Source organism: Bacillus cereus (genome assembly GCF_002577405.1).
Taxonomy (GTDB): domain Bacteria; phylum Bacillota; class Bacilli; order Bacillales; family Bacillaceae_G; genus Bacillus_A; species Bacillus_A cereus_AU.
In genome coordinates, this window is sequence record NZ_NULR01000013.1 from 534085 (window position 1) to 548560 (window position 14476).

A 14476-nucleotide genomic window follows, 5' to 3' on the forward strand; every position below is an offset into this window, starting at 1 on the left:
GAAAGAAGCGGTATTTCCGCTTCTTTTTCTATAAAAATATGTGATGTTAAGAAAAAAACTTGACACTCTTTTGTACTCCATGTAAACTAATTCATGTAAAGGGAAATCACTTAACAAAGGATGATCCAACATGCTCGAAAAAACAACGAGAATGAACTACTTATTTGATTTTTATCAATCGTTGTTAACGCAAAAACAAAGAAGTTATATGTCGCTTTATTATCTAGATGATTTATCTCTTGGTGAAATTGCGGAAGAATTTGATGTAAGCCGCCAAGCCGTGTATGATAACATTAAACGGACTGAAGCGATGCTTGAAGAATATGAAGATAAATTAGTATTACTTCAAAAGTTTCAAGAGCGACAGCGACTTGTTGCAAAGCTAAAACAGCTAATCAGCGAAGAAGAGCATGTGAATGAAGAAATGAAACAAGTTGTTGAAGCTATCGAAAAATTAGATTAGGAGGGCGGCAATATGGCATTTGAAGGATTAGCCGACCGACTTCAACAGACAATGCAAAAAATCCGCGGCAAAGGAAAAGTTTCTGAAGCCGATGTGAAAGAAATGATGAGAGAAGTTCGTCTAGCTCTTTTAGAAGCAGATGTTAACTTTAAAGTAGTAAAAGATTTTATAAAGCGTGTGTCTGAGCGTGCTGTCGGACAAGATGTAATGAAAAGTTTGACACCTGGACAACAAGTAATTAAAATCGTACAGGAAGAACTTACAGAACTTATGGGCGGAGAGCAAAGCAAAATTGCTGTTGCTAATAAGCCACCTACTGTTATAATGATGGTTGGTCTGCAAGGTGCGGGTAAAACGACGACAACAGGTAAACTTGCGAATTTGCTTCGTAAAAAGCATAATCGTAAACCGATGCTTGTTGCAGCGGATATTTACCGTCCAGCAGCGATTAAACAGCTTGAAACATTAGGGAAGCAATTGGACATGCCTGTTTTCTCCTTAGGAGATCAAGTAAGTCCTGTTGAAATTGCGAAACAAGCGATTGCAAAAGCGAAAGAAGATCATCACGATTATGTTTTAATCGATACAGCAGGTCGCCTGCATATTGATGAAGAACTAATGGATGAATTAGCGAAAGTGAAAGAAGTTGCGAAACCGGATGAGATTTTCCTTGTTGTCGATGCGATGACAGGACAAGACGCGGTAAATGTTGCACAAAGTTTCCATGAGCAGTTAGGTTTAACAGGTGTTGTATTAACGAAATTAGATGGTGACACGCGCGGTGGTGCGGCATTATCTATTAAGGCTGTAACAAACACACCAATTAAATTTGCTGGTATGGGTGAAAAACTAGATGCAATTGAAGCGTTCCATCCAGAACGTATGGCATCCCGTATTTTAGGGATGGGCGACGTCTTAACATTAATTGAAAAAGCGCAAGCTACAGTTGATGAAGAGAAAGCAAAAGAACTTGAGCAAAAAATGCGTACGCTTTCGTTTACGCTTGACGATTTCCTAGAACAACTTGGACAAGTGCGTCAACTTGGACCACTTGATGAATTGTTAGGAATGCTTCCTGGTGCAAATAAAATTAAAGGGCTGAAAAATGCGCAAGTTGATGAAAAACAAATTGGGCATATTGAGGCAATTATTCGTTCTATGACTAAATTAGAGCGAGAACAACCGGAAATAATCAATGCTAGTCGTAAAAAACGCATTGCCAAAGGTAGCGGTACAACGGTACAAGAAATCAATCGTCTAATCAAGCAATTTGATGATATGAAAAAAATGATGAAAACGATGACGGGAATGCAAAAAGGTAAGAAAAAAGGACTAGGTGGATTGAAATTTCCATTCATGTAAGGAAAAAAGATGGCTCTGTTAAGAAAAAATACTTTACAAAGCAATAGTCTTTTTGCTAATATAATTATCTGTGTGAAATAAATTCGGAGGTGCTTTATAAATGGCAGTTAAAATTCGTTTAAAACGTATGGGAGCTAAAAAAACTCCTTTCTATCGTGTAGTTGTTGCAGATTCTCGTTCTCCTCGTGACGGACGTTTCATTGAGGAAATCGGTACTTACAATCCGGTTGCTCAACCAGCTGAAGTTAAGATCAACGAAGAAGCAGCATTAAAATGGTTAGGAAACGGTGCTAAACCATCTGATACAGTTCGTAACCTATTCTCTAACCAAGGTATCATGGAGAAATTCCACTTATCTAAGCAAGGTAAGTAATTGAGGCAATGACTATGAAGAAGTTAGTCGAGACGATTGTCAAGCCTCTTGTCGATCATCCTGAAGATGTAAAAGTTACACAGGAACTTTACAACGGAGAGATAAAGTATCGATTAACTGTACATCCTGAGGATGTTGGAAAAGTCATTGGAAAGCAAGGGAGAGTTGCGAAAGCGATTCGAATGCTCTTGTATTCAGTGGGACATCATAATGATGAAAAAGTAACACTGGAAATTCAATAAATGTAAAAAGGGCGAGGAGTTATTTCCTCTCCCTTTTTTAACATTTAAAGAGAGATTGCATGTTCCATACATGAAATGGAGATGCTTAATTTATATAGAAACCAGGGGTGACATACTATTTATGACAAAATGGTTTAACGTAGGGAAAATTGTAAATACTCATGGCGTAAGAGGAGAAATTCGTGTTATTTCTCGTACTGATTTTCCGGAAGAGCGATATAAAGTAGGAAACACGTTATACATATCGAATGAGAAAAGTACAGACTATCTCCCGGTAAAGGTAACTTCTCATCGTCAACATAAGACATTTGATTTATTAACATTTGAAGGATACAACAATGTAGATGAAGTAGAGAAGTTCAAAGGTTCTTTAATAAAAGTACCAGAAGAGCAGTTAGGGGAACTAGCTGAAGGTGAATACTACTATCATGAAATTATTGGTTGCAGCGTTGTAACGGAAGAAGGAGAAGCGTTAGGAACAATCAAAGAGATTCTATCTCCTGGTGCAAATGATGTTTGGGTGATTAAACGACCAAAAGGTCAAGATCTTTTAATTCCTTATATTGATGACGTGGTACTTCAAGTTAATATTGAAAATAAATTAGTAACCATTCATGTAATGGAAGGATTGCTATAATGAAAATTGACATTTTAACGTTGTTTCCAGATATGTTTACGGGTGTGTTTGGGTCTTCAATTTTAAAGAAAGCACAAGAAAAAGAAGCTGTAGAGCTTCGTGTTGTCAATTTCCGTGATTATACGACTAGTAAGCATAATAGTGTAGATGATTATCCGTATGGTGGTGGCGCTGGGATGGTATTAACCCCGCAGCCTATCTTTGATGCGGTGGAAGAGTTAACGAAGGAAACGGACCGTAAACCGAGGATCGTCTTAATGTGTCCACAAGGAGAGCGCTTTACGCAGAAGAAAGCAGAAGAGCTTGCTGAAGAAGAGCATGTTATTTTTGTATGTGGCCATTATGAAGGGTACGATGAACGAATTCGTGAACATCTTGTAACAGATGAGATATCTATTGGTGACTACGTATTAACAGGCGGGGAATTAGCCTCAATGGTGATTACTGATAGTGTCGTACGTCTTTTGCCAGGAGTTTTAGGGAATCATGCTTCACAAGTGGAAGATTCGTTTAGTACAGGTTTATTAGAGCATCCTCACTATACGCGTCCAGCTGATTTTCGGGGTATGAAGGTACCGGATGTACTAATGTCGGGAAATCATAAAAATATTGATGAATGGCGACATAAAGAGTCCTTGCGTCGTACGTATACACGTAGACCAGATTTACTGGAAGACCGAGAATTTTCTAAACAAGAAGAGAAATGGTTGAAACAGATTAAAGAAGACAAATAAGGGCTTGATATATTTTCTATTGCAACAGTCCTAGCAATATGCTATTATAACATTTGTGTTACTGAAATCAGTAGCCGTATTAACGATGTTCCGCTGTAATTTATTAAGACTTTATAAGAGCATCTGTTTAAAGGAGAGAATTTAATATGCAACAATTAATCGCAGAAATTACAAAAGGCCAATTAAAAACTGACCTTCCTTCATTCCGTCCTGGAGACACTTTACGTGTACACGTAAAAGTAGTTGAGGGAACTCGTGAAAGAATTCAGCTTTTCGAAGGTGTTGTAATTAAACGTCGTGGTGGCGGAATCAGTGAAACATTCACAGTTCGTAAGATTTCTTACGGTGTAGGTGTAGAGCGTACATTCCCAGTTCACACGCCAAGAATCGCGAACATCGAAGTACTTCGCCGTGGTAAAGTACGTCGTGCTAAGTTATACTACTTACGTAACCTTCGCGGTAAAAAAGCACGTATTAAAGAAATTCGATAAGACATGTATGGGAGCTTGTAAATACACAAGCTCCCTTTTTCCAATCTATATAAATTTTTGATATAATACGAGCAGCTTACATAACCGTGGAGGGGAAATACATGAAGAAAGAAAAGAGTTCACTTTGGGAATGGATCAAGGCAATTTTAATTGCTGTTGTATTAGCGGGCGTTATTAGACAGTTTTTCTTTGCGCCAATTCTCGTAGATGGAGTATCGATGGCGTCTACTTTACATGATCGTGATCGAATGATTGTCAATAAAATTGGTTATCACATAGGAGATCCAAAACGATTTGATATTATCGTATTCCGAGCGACGGAAGATAAAGATTATATTAAGCGTATTATTGGCCTGCCAGGTGATGAAATAGAATATCGCAATGATATACTATATGTTAACGGAAAGGCTTATGAGGAGCCGTATCTAGACAAGCAGAAAAAACAAATTGCTGATGGGCCACTTACATATGATTTTACTCTTGAAGAAATGACAGGGAAGAAAACTGTTCCAGAAGGTCAATTATTTGTTCTAGGCGATAATCGTCGTTTTAGTAAAGATAGTCGTTCGATTGGTACAATTCCAATGGACCGAGTGATTGGAAAAGCCAATATACTATATTGGCCGTTAAAAGATGCTCGTATTGTGAAATAAAAGAAAAGAAGGTGGCAACATGGTAATTCAATGGTTCCCAGGACATATGGCAAAGGCTAGACGCCAAGTAACAGAAAAATTAAAGTTAATTGATGTTGTAATTGAGCTTGTAGACGCTCGATTACCTTTATCTTCTCGAAATCCAATGATTGATGAGATTATTACACATAAACCGAGGCTTGTTGTTTTAAATAAAGCGGATATGGCTGATGACCGTTTAACAAAACAATGGATCGCATATTTTAAAGAAAAAGGTCATATGGCCATTTCAATTAATGCACAAGCTGGACAAGGTATGAAGGAAATTGCAGCGGCTTGTAAAGTGTTGGTTAAAGAAAAATTTGATAAAATGGTTGCTAAAGGTATTAGACCGAGAGCGATTCGTGCTTTAATTGTAGGGATACCTAATGTTGGTAAATCTACGTTAATTAATAAATTGGCAAAGAAAAATATTGCAAAAACAGGTGATCGTCCAGGTGTGACAACAGCCCAGCAATGGATTAAAGTTGGGAAGGAAATGGAATTGTTAGATACGCCAGGTATTCTATGGCCTAAATTTGAAGATGAATTAGTAGGTCTTCGTTTAGCAACAACGGGTGCAATTAAAGATTCCATTTTAAATTTACAAGATGTAGCTGTTTATGCGTTCCGTTTTATGGAGAAACATTACCCAGAACGTTTGAAAGAGCGATATAATTTAAATGACATTCCAGAAGATATTGTGGAGTTATTTGATGCGGTTGGAAAAAATAGAGGCTGTTTAATGGGCGGCGGAATGATTGATTATGATAAAACATCTGAGCTTGTACTTCGTGAGCTTCGTGGTGGTAAACTTGGGAAAATGACGTTTGAAACACCAGAAGAGTTTGCAGAGCAGATAGAAGATGTAGAAAAAATAGAAGAAATATAAGACGTGCGTTTGTGCGTCTTTTCTTTTTGGATACATTTAAAGGGAGTGTAAAAGGATGCAAAAAATGACTATACAAGAAGCGGAAAATATACTGCAAGAAATTATAAGTGAAGAAGATGAGCATTTTCAATTGTTATTGAAGGATGAGCGAAAAGGTGTTCAAAAACTAATTTTGAAGTGGTATAAACAAAAAGAATTAGCACAAAAGGAAAGAGAAAAATTTCTGGAAATGTCAAAGTATGAAAATGCATTACGTGAAAAAGGTATCGTATATATCGCAGGTATTGATGAAGTGGGACGTGGACCGCTAGCGGGTCCTGTTGTGACGGCTGCTGTTGTCCTTCCGGAAGATTTTTATATTCCAGGGTTAAATGACTCGAAAAAGCTGAGTGAAGCGAAACGTGAGCGTTTTTATGATGAAATTAAAGAGAATGCGATTGCAATTGGAGTTGGAATTGTATCACCACAAATTATTGATGAAATAAATATTTATCAAGCAACGAAACAAGCAATGTTAGATGCTGTTGCGAATTTATCTTGTATACCGCAATATTTATTAATTGATGCGATGAAGTTGCCGACACCAATTCCACAAACTTCAATTATTAAAGGTGATGCGAAAAGTGTCTCGATCTCAGCGGCCTCAATTATTGCGAAAGTAACGAGAGATCGAATGATGAAAGAGCTTGGAGAAAAGTATCCTGCATACGGATTTGAGCAACATATGGGATATGGAACAAAACAACATTTAGAAGCGATTGAAGCGCATGGTATTTTAGAGGAACATCGGAAATCATTTGCGCCAATTAAAGATATGATTCAAAAATAAGCTGTGAATATACAGCTTATTTTTTTATTTTGGTATATGAAGATTATTATTTTCAAAAAAGAATAAAGCGATTTCAGTTTTCTGACACTTTATTGTAGACAGCGTGCCAATCATCTTATACAATGGCAATGTAATGTTTTTTAAACATTAAAAAACTTTTCGAGTAAAACAGGAAAACAGGGGAGGATGGGACCATGAATATCCATGAGTACCAAGGTAAGGCAGTCCTTAGAAGCTATGGGGTTAGCGTTCCGAACGGGAAGGTTGCATTTACAGTAGAAGAAGCTGTAGAAGCAGCGAAAGAATTAGGAACGGATGTATGTGTAGTTAAAGCACAAATTCACGCTGGTGGACGCGGCAAAGCTGGCGGAGTAAAAGTTGCAAAAAATTTAGATGAAGTTCGTACATATGCAGAGAGCATTTTAGGAACTACACTTGTGACACATCAAACAGGTCCTGAAGGTAAGGAAGTAAAACGCTTACTTATCGAAGAAGGTTGCGATATTAAAAAAGAATATTATGTAGGTCTTGTGTTAGATCGTGCAACTTCTCAAGTTGTTTTAATGGCGTCTGAAGAAGGCGGAACAGAAATTGAAGAAGTAGCAGAAAAAACACCTGAAAAAATCTTTAAAGAATATATTGATCCAGCAGTAGGCTTACAAGGCTTCCAAGCACGCCGAATCGCATTTAACATCAATATTCCAAAAGAGCTTGTAGGACAAGCTGTGAAGTTTATGATGGGCTTATACCGTGCGTTTATCGAAAAAGATTGCTCTATCGCTGAGATTAATCCACTTGTTACAACAGGTGACGGTAAAGTTATGGCGTTAGATGCAAAATTAAACTTTGATTCTAATGCTTTATATCGCCATAAAGACATTTTAGAACTTCGTGATCTTGAGGAAGAAGATGCAAAAGAAATTGAAGCTTCTAAATATGACTTAAACTACATTCCTTTAGATGGAAATATCGGTTGTATGGTTAATGGTGCAGGTTTAGCGATGGCTACAATGGATATCATTAAACATTACCATGGTGACCCAGCTAACTTCTTAGATGTTGGTGGCGGTGCAACAGCTGAAAAAGTTACAGAAGCATTCAAAATTATCCTTTCTGACAAAAATGTAAAAGGTATTTTCGTTAACATTTTTGGTGGCATTATGAAGTGTGATGTTATTGCAGAAGGTGTTATTGAAGCAACGAAGCAAGTAGGTCTTGAGTTACCTTTAGTTGTACGTCTTGAAGGTACAAACGTAGAGTTAGGTAAGAAGATTTTAAATGAGTCTGGTTTAAATATTGTTGCAGCAGAATCTATGGCAGACGGTGCACAAAAAATTGTTTCACTAGTGGGCTAATAGAAAGCGGGGGAGAAAAATGAGCGTATTAGTTAATAAAGATACAAAAGTTATTGTTCAAGGTATTACAGGTTCTCAAGGGTTATTCCATACAAAGCAAATGATTGAATACGGTACGAAAATTGTCGGTGGTGTAACACCAGGTAAAGGTGGCACTGATATTGAAGGTGTACCAGTATTTGATACTGTAGAAGATGCAGTGAAAGCAACAGGCGCAAACGCTTCAGTTGTATACGTTCCACCCGCTTTTGCGGCTGATGCAATTATGGAAGCAGTTGATGCAAATATTGATTTAGTAGTATGTATTACTGAAGGAATCCCTGTATTAGATATGGTAAATGTAAAGAGATATATGGCGGGTAAACATACACGTTTACTTGGACCAAACTGTCCTGGTGTCATTACACCTGATGAATGTAAAATTGGTATTATGCCAGGATACATTCATAAAAAAGGTCATGTTGGTATCGTATCTCGCTCTGGTACATTAACGTATGAAGCTGTACATCAGTTAACACAAGAAGGTATTGGCCAATCTACTGCTGTAGGTATCGGCGGGGACCCTGTTAACGGTACAGACTTTATTGATGCGTTAAAAGCATTTAATGAAGATGAAGAAACACATGCTGTAATTATGATTGGTGAAATCGGCGGTACGGCAGAAGAAGAAGCAGCTGAATGGGTAAAAGCTAATATGACAAAACCAGTTGTAGGCTTCATTGGTGGTCAAACTGCGCCTGAAGGCAAACGTATGGGGCATGCTGGTGCAATCATTTCTGGTGGTAAAGGAACTGCTGCTGAAAAGATTAAAACAATGGAAGCTTGTGGTATTAAAGTAGCTGAAACGCCAGCTGTTATGGGTGAAACATTAATCTCTGTTTTAAAAGAAAAGGGATTATTTGAAACTTGTAAAAACTATTAATCTTTTTGAAAGACACCTTCTTATTAGAGGTGTCTTTTTATACTTCTTCTGTTTACATAATAAAAATTATGGGTAAGGAGAAACGAGATGAAACGAGAGCGATTATTACATCTTCATTACATGTTAGCAGATCATTGGAAGGCAATAGAGAGGCTACTATATGTCGATCCAGAATTGAAGAAAATATACACGTTTAATTCCAAAAAAATTGAATACTACACTGGAATATCCTCAAAAAAATCTTCAGAATTAGTGAATTTTCTTCGAAGTTCAAATCTCCCGCAATATATCTCTGATTTAGAGGAAAATCGAATCTTTTATATAACTATATGGGATGAAGAATATCCAAAATTATTACGTGAAATACAAGACCCTCCATTTGTTTTATATGGAAAAGGAGAGAAGGATTTTCTCAATAAAGCAAATAAACTAGCAGTTGTTGGAACGAGAGAACCAACTTTATATGGGCATGAGAGTATAAAGTTTATTTTACACCCCTTATTACAAAGGGAATGGCTTATTGTCAGTGGTTTTGCAAGAGGGATAGATACAATTTCTCATGAAATTACAGTAAGACAGCAGTGCCCGACTATTGCGATATTGGGACACGGATTATCTTATATGTATCCAAAAGAGAATAGGTATTTATATGAAATGTGGAAGGAGTATATATTGTTATTAACAGAGTATCCCCCGCACTATGCACCGAAAAAATGGTATTTTCCAAAAAGGAATCGGATAATTAGTGGTATAAGTAAAGGAGTTTTAGTTGTAGAAGCAAAATCGAGAAGTGGAACACTTATTACTGCGGACCTTGCGTTAGAGCAAAATAGAGAGGTATTTGCCCTTCCTGGACCTATATTTACAGATAATGCATCGGGAACGAATCATCTTATTCAACAAGGGGCAAAACTAGTACGAAATGCAGATGATATCCTCGAAGAAATTTAAAATTAACCTTATATTTTTATGTTTTTATTAAACAATTATTGACAAATGGTAGATTGTCGCTGTATGGTATATTCATTCTTGATTGACAAAAACAAGAGAAGTCAATAAGATTAATGAAGACTTGAATCCACCTCTTAAGGAGGCACTAGCATGTCAGATTACCTCGTAATCGTGGAGTCGCCTTCTAAGGCGAAGACCATTGAGAAATATTTAGGGAAAAAATACAAAGTCGTCGCGTCCATGGGACATGTCCGCGATTTACCTAAAAGCCAAATGGGGATAGAAGTAAAGAATAACTTCACCCCGAAGTATATTACCATTCGTGGTAAAGGTCCCGTTTTAAAAGATTTAAAATCAGCGGCGAAAAAAGCAAAGAAAGTCTATCTCGCGGCCGATCCGGATCGTGAAGGGGAAGCAATTGCTTGGCATTTAGCGAATACGTTAAATGTGGACGTTGAATCAGATTGCCGAGTTGTATTTAATGAGATTACAAAAGATGCAATAAAAGAATCATTTAAATATCCTCGTGCAATTAATATGGATTTAGTTGATGCACAACAGGCAAGGCGTATACTCGATCGTCTTGTTGGCTATAATATTAGTCCTTTATTATGGAAGAAAGTAAAAAAAGGATTAAGTGCAGGACGCGTACAATCTGTAGCAGTTCGTTTAATTATCGAACGTGAAAGAGAAATTCAAAACTTTGAACCTGAAGAATTCTGGACAATTAAAACAGAATTTGTGAAAGGAAAAGACACATTTGAGGCAAGCTTTTACGGTGTAGATGGAGAAAAAGTTCAATTAACGAACGAAGAACAAGTAAATGAAATAATCGAAAAGATGAAAGATAATGCTTTTTCGGTTGAAAATGTAACACGAAAAGAGCGAAAGCGTAATCCTGCATTACCGTTTACAACATCTTCCTTGCAACAAGAGGCTGCGCGTAAATTAAATATGCGAGCAAAGAAAACAATGATGCTTGCACAGCAGCTGTATGAAGGGATCGATCTTGGGAAACAAGGGACTGTAGGTCTTATTACGTATATGAGAACCGATTCAACGCGTATCTCAGAAACAGCTCAAACAGAGGCTCGTGCTTATATTACTGAGGCGTTTGGTGAGGAATACATAGGAACAGAGAAGAAGAAAGAAACGAAAAAGTCGAAAGCACAAGATGCGCATGAGGCGATTCGTCCTACTTCGATAATGAGAAAGCCAGAGGAATTAAAAACTTTCTTGAGTCGTGATCAACTTCGTTTGTATAAACTGATTTGGGAGCGATTTGTTGCAAGTCAAATGGCATCTGCTATAATGGATACTGTTACAGCGAGACTCATTAATAACAATGTTCAGTTCCGTGCAAGTGGTTCGGTTGTAAAGTTCCCAGGATTTATGAAAGTGTATGTAGAGTCGAAAGATGATGGTGCTGAAGAAAAGGATAAGATGTTGCCACCTTTAGAAGTAGGGGAAACCGTATTTTCAAAGGATTTAGAACCAAAGCAACATTTTACACAACCTCCTCCGCGCTATACAGAGGCTCGTTTAGTAAGAACACTTGAAGAGCTTGGGATTGGAAGACCATCTACTTATGTACCGACGCTTGAAACGATTCAAAAACGTGGATATGTAGGTTTGGATAATAAACGCTTCGTTCCAACTGAACTTGGTGAAATAGTAATTGAACTTATTTTAGAGTTTTTCCCGGAAATTATTAACATTGAATTTACTGCCAATATGGAGCAAAGCCTTGATGAAGTAGAAGAAGGAAACGCGAATTGGGTGAAAATTGTTGATGATTTCTACGTAGGCTTTGAACCGCGTTTAGAAAAAGCGGAAAAAGAAATGCGTGAAGTGGAAATTAAAGATGAACCAGCTGGGGAAGATTGTGAATTATGTAATCACCCAATGGTCTTTAAGATGGGTAAATACGGGAAGTTTATGGCATGTTCGAATTTCCCTGAGTGTCGTAATACAAAGCCGATTGTGAAAGAAATTGGTGTTACTTGTCCGAAGTGTGAAGAAGGACAAATTATTGAACGTCGTAGTAATAAAAAGAAACGTCTTTTCTATGGATGCGGTACGTATCCAGAATGTGATTTTGTATCTTGGGATAAGCCAATTGGCCGTAAATGTCCGAAGTGCGAAGGTATGCTCGTAGAGAAGAAGTTGAAAAAAGGCGTGCAAGTACAATGTATTTCGTGTGACTATGAAGAAGAACAACAAATGTGAGCGTAACTGCTCACATTTTTTTCGGGAAGAAAAGGAAAGGTGATATATATGACAACACAAGTAGTAAACGTCATTGGCGCAGGTCTTGCAGGAAGTGAAGCAGCTTACCAAATTGCAAAACGTGGTGTCCAAGTGAAATTATATGAAATGAGACCGGTACGACAAACGCCAGCTCACCACACAGATAAATTTGCGGAGCTAGTATGCAGTAACTCACTTCGTGCGAATACATTAACGAATGCTGTTGGTGTTATTAAAGAAGAAATGCGCCTAATGGACTCTGTTATTATTCGTGCAGCTGATGAGTGTTCTGTACCAGCAGGAGGGGCTTTAGCTGTAGACCGTCATGAATTTGCGGCAAAAGTAACTGAGTATGTGAAAAATCATCCAAACGTAACAGTTATGAATGAAGAAATCACTGAAATTCCAGAAGGACCAACTGTTATTGCGACAGGTCCACTTACATCTCCTGATCTTTCGGCGCAATTAAAAGAACTAACGGGTGAAGATTATTTTTATTTCTATGATGCTGCGGCACCAATCGTTGAAAAAGACAGTATTGATATGAATAAAGTATATTTAAAATCACGTTATGATAAAGGTGAAGCGGCATATTTAAATTGTCCGATGACAGAAGAAGAATTTGACCGTTTTTATGAAGCTTTAATTGCTGCTGAGACAGTACCTTTAAAAGAATTTGAGAAAGAAATTTTCTTTGAAGGTTGTATGCCAGTAGAGGTTATGGCAAGTAGAGGAAGACAGACGTTAGTATTTGGACCAATGAAACCTGTTGGATTAGAAGATCCGAAAACAGGGAAAACGCCATATGCTGTTGTTCAGTTACGTCAAGATGATGCAGCGGGAACGTTATACAATATTGTAGGTTTCCAAACACATTTAAAATGGGGACCACAAAAAGAAGTGTTACAGTTAATCCCGGGACTTGAAAACGCAGAGATTGTACGTTACGGTGTAATGCATCGTAATACGTTTATTAATTCACCTAATTTGCTTCGTCCAACATATCAATATAAACAACGAGATGATTTATTCTTCGCTGGTCAAATGACTGGAGTAGAGGGATATGTTGAATCAGCAGCATCAGGATTATTGGCAGGTATTAACGCCGCTCGTCTTGTACGAGGCGAAGAGCCAGTTGTATTACCACCTGTAACTGCAATGGGAAGTATGGCGAATTATATTACAGCAACAAATGCGAAAAACTTCCAACCAATGAATGCAAACTTCGGTCTATTCGCACCGTTAGAGAAGAAGATTAAAAAGAAAGCAGAACGAAATGAAGCGTATGCTACACGCGCTTTAGAAACAATTCAAAATTTTGTAAATATTTAGTTAAATTTCTTGCAAAGGCTACTAAGTTGTGATACGATTTAGTAGCCTTTATTGAGGTGAGTTATGTGAATGTGAAGAAATTGTTACAATTATTCGTTGGATATTTACAAATTGAAAGAAATTATTCAAAATATACAATTGCAAGTTATCAAAATGATTTAGAACATTTTGTGCAATTTATGGAGCGAGAAAGCATATCCTCTTTTTTAGATGTTACATACGCGGATGTTCGTTTGTACTTAACGACGTTGCACGATGAAAAGTTAGCCCGTAAATCTGTCGCAAGAAAAGTATCAAGCTTACGAAGTCTATATCGTTTTTTGATGCGTGAAGGTTATCGGAAAGATAACCCATTTGCACTTGCGTCACTCCCCAAAAAAGAATTGTCAATCCCAAAGTTTTTATATGCTGAAGAATTAGAGGAATTATTTGAAGTTTCTGACACAGAAACGCCGCTAGGTCAAAGGAATCAAGCATTATTAGAGTTGATGTATGCGACTGGGATCCGTGTGAGTGAATGTATCAATTTGCAACTTACCGATATTGACTTCGCAGTGGGAACGATTTTAGTGATGGGAAAAGGGAAGAAACAAAGGTATATTCCGTTCGGAAGTTATGCACAAGATGCTTTAATTACTTATATAGAGAACGGGAGAAAACAGTTAGCTAACAAGACTGAAGAACATTCTCATATGGTATTTTTAAATGCGAAAGGTACGCCGTTAACAAGTCGGGGTGTACGTTATGTATTAAACGAGCTCATTAAGAAGGCTTCATTGACAATGCGGATAAGTCCCCATATGTTAAGGCATACATTTGCTACACACATGTTAGATGAGGGGGCGGATTTACGTACTGTACAGGAGCTATTAGGTCATGAAAATTTGTCGACGACACAAATTTATACGCATGTCTCTAAAGAAAGATTGCGTTCTGTTTACATGAAGCATCACCCGCGGGCATAAATTGCTT

At 37.5% G+C, this 14476-nt stretch carries 16 protein-coding genes; all 16 read left to right on the top strand.

All coding sequences use genetic code 11. From position 1 onward, the window contains the following. The first annotated feature begins 130 nt into the window (after positions 1-130). The 16 genes from COC96_RS18725 (at position 131) to xerC (ending at position 14469) form a co-directional block, all read left to right on the top strand. The gene (locus tag COC96_RS18725; RefSeq protein WP_000891061.1) at positions 131-463 is read left to right on the top strand and encodes a putative DNA-binding protein; all 333 of its coding nucleotides are present in this window, start codon (positions 131-133) and stop codon (positions 461-463) included. Between the two features lie 12 nt (positions 464-475). Next, the gene (gene ffh / locus COC96_RS18730) at positions 476-1825 is read left to right on the top strand and encodes a signal recognition particle protein (RefSeq protein ID WP_002173106.1); all 1350 of its coding nucleotides are present in this window, start codon (positions 476-478) and stop codon (positions 1823-1825) included. A gap of 100 nt (positions 1826-1925) precedes the next feature. Further along, entirely contained in the window at positions 1926-2198 is a 273-nt protein-coding gene (rpsP, locus tag COC96_RS18735; protein WP_000268750.1) for a 30S ribosomal protein S16, read from the top strand. Between the two features lie 14 nt (positions 2199-2212). Beyond that, complete coding sequence (locus tag COC96_RS18740) at positions 2213-2440, top strand: KH domain-containing protein (RefSeq protein WP_000737399.1); 228 nt, start codon at positions 2213-2215, stop codon at positions 2438-2440. A 121-nt stretch (positions 2441-2561) separates the two neighbouring features. After that, the gene (rimM, locus tag COC96_RS18745; protein ID WP_088230132.1) at positions 2562-3077 is read left to right on the top strand and encodes a ribosome maturation factor RimM; all 516 of its coding nucleotides are present in this window, start codon (positions 2562-2564) and stop codon (positions 3075-3077) included. Next, the gene (trmD, locus tag COC96_RS18750) at positions 3077-3811 is read left to right on the top strand and encodes a tRNA (guanosine(37)-N1)-methyltransferase TrmD (protein WP_097902947.1); all 735 of its coding nucleotides are present in this window, start codon (positions 3077-3079) and stop codon (positions 3809-3811) included. Before rimM ends, trmD begins: the two co-directional genes overlap by 1 nt. Positions 3812-3957: 146 nt before the next feature. Continuing rightward, a complete protein-coding gene (gene rplS / locus COC96_RS18755) occupies positions 3958-4302 on the top strand; it encodes a 50S ribosomal protein L19 (RefSeq protein WP_001186517.1) in 345 nt (114 codons plus the stop codon). A 101-nt stretch (positions 4303-4403) separates the two neighbouring features. After that, positions 4404-4955: a signal peptidase I gene (lepB, locus tag COC96_RS18760; RefSeq protein ID WP_098267854.1), complete on the top strand. Its 552-nt coding sequence runs from the start codon at positions 4404-4406 to the stop codon at positions 4953-4955. A 19-nt stretch (positions 4956-4974) separates the two neighbouring features. Next, positions 4975-5865 (top strand): ribosome biogenesis GTPase YlqF, encoded by an 891-nt coding sequence (ylqF, locus tag COC96_RS18765; protein ID WP_098267853.1) that lies wholly within the window; start codon positions 4975-4977, stop codon positions 5863-5865. A gap of 55 nt (positions 5866-5920) precedes the next feature. After that, positions 5921-6694 carry a ribonuclease HII gene (locus COC96_RS18770; protein ID WP_098267852.1) on the top strand — a complete coding sequence of 258 codons (774 nt, stop codon included), beginning with the start codon at positions 5921-5923 and terminating at the stop codon, positions 6692-6694. A gap of 194 nt (positions 6695-6888) precedes the next feature. Next, positions 6889-8049 (top strand): ADP-forming succinate--CoA ligase subunit beta, encoded by a 1161-nt coding sequence (gene sucC, locus COC96_RS18775; protein ID WP_001020788.1) that lies wholly within the window; start codon positions 6889-6891, stop codon positions 8047-8049. Between the two features lie 19 nt (positions 8050-8068). Further along, complete coding sequence (sucD, locus tag COC96_RS18780) at positions 8069-8971, top strand: succinate--CoA ligase subunit alpha (RefSeq protein WP_098267851.1); 903 nt, start codon at positions 8069-8071, stop codon at positions 8969-8971. An 87-nt stretch (positions 8972-9058) separates the two neighbouring features. Then, positions 9059-9922 (top strand): DNA-processing protein DprA, encoded by an 864-nt coding sequence (gene dprA / locus COC96_RS18785; RefSeq protein ID WP_098769140.1) that lies wholly within the window; start codon positions 9059-9061, stop codon positions 9920-9922. Positions 9923-10072: 150 nt separating this feature from the next. After that, positions 10073-12151 (top strand): type I DNA topoisomerase, encoded by a 2079-nt coding sequence (gene topA, locus COC96_RS18790; protein ID WP_097902941.1) that lies wholly within the window; start codon positions 10073-10075, stop codon positions 12149-12151. Positions 12152-12199: 48 nt separating this feature from the next. Continuing rightward, positions 12200-13504: an FADH(2)-oxidizing methylenetetrahydrofolate--tRNA-(uracil(54)-C(5))-methyltransferase TrmFO gene (gene trmFO, locus COC96_RS18795; protein ID WP_097902940.1), complete on the top strand. Its 1305-nt coding sequence runs from the start codon at positions 12200-12202 to the stop codon at positions 13502-13504. A 65-nt stretch (positions 13505-13569) separates the two neighbouring features. Next, positions 13570-14469 (top strand): tyrosine recombinase XerC, encoded by a 900-nt coding sequence (gene xerC / locus COC96_RS18800; protein WP_098267849.1) that lies wholly within the window; start codon positions 13570-13572, stop codon positions 14467-14469. Positions 14470-14476: the final 7 nt, after the last annotated feature.

Bases quoted from the DNA above. Each gene is read 5' to 3' on its own strand.
- trmD (WP_097902947.1), top strand. From the start codon at position 3,077: ATGAAAATTGACATTTTAACGTTGTTTCCAGATATGTTTACGGGTGTG.
- lepB (WP_098267854.1), top strand. From the start codon at position 4,404: ATGAAGAAAGAAAAGAGTTCACTTTGGGAATGGATCAAGGCAATTTTA.
- COC96_RS18725 (WP_000891061.1), top strand. From the start codon at position 131: ATGCTCGAAAAAACAACGAGAATGAACTACTTATTTGATTTTTATCAA.
- sucD (WP_098267851.1), top strand. From the start codon at position 8,069: ATGAGCGTATTAGTTAATAAAGATACAAAAGTTATTGTTCAAGGTATT.
- dprA (WP_098769140.1), top strand. From the start codon at position 9,059: ATGAAACGAGAGCGATTATTACATCTTCATTACATGTTAGCAGATCAT.
- rpsP (WP_000268750.1), top strand. From the start codon at position 1,926: ATGGCAGTTAAAATTCGTTTAAAACGTATGGGAGCTAAAAAAACTCCT.
- ffh (WP_002173106.1), top strand. From the start codon at position 476: ATGGCATTTGAAGGATTAGCCGACCGACTTCAACAGACAATGCAAAAA.
- rplS (WP_001186517.1), top strand. From the start codon at position 3,958: ATGCAACAATTAATCGCAGAAATTACAAAAGGCCAATTAAAAACTGAC.
- trmFO (WP_097902940.1), top strand. From the start codon at position 12,200: ATGACAACACAAGTAGTAAACGTCATTGGCGCAGGTCTTGCAGGAAGT.
- rimM (WP_088230132.1), top strand. From the start codon at position 2,562: ATGACAAAATGGTTTAACGTAGGGAAAATTGTAAATACTCATGGCGTA.
- COC96_RS18770 (WP_098267852.1), top strand. From the start codon at position 5,921: ATGCAAAAAATGACTATACAAGAAGCGGAAAATATACTGCAAGAAATT.
- ylqF (WP_098267853.1), top strand. From the start codon at position 4,975: ATGGTAATTCAATGGTTCCCAGGACATATGGCAAAGGCTAGACGCCAA.
- topA (WP_097902941.1), top strand. From the start codon at position 10,073: ATGTCAGATTACCTCGTAATCGTGGAGTCGCCTTCTAAGGCGAAGACC.
- COC96_RS18740 (WP_000737399.1), top strand. From the start codon at position 2,213: ATGAAGAAGTTAGTCGAGACGATTGTCAAGCCTCTTGTCGATCATCCT.
- sucC (WP_001020788.1), top strand. From the start codon at position 6,889: ATGAATATCCATGAGTACCAAGGTAAGGCAGTCCTTAGAAGCTATGGG.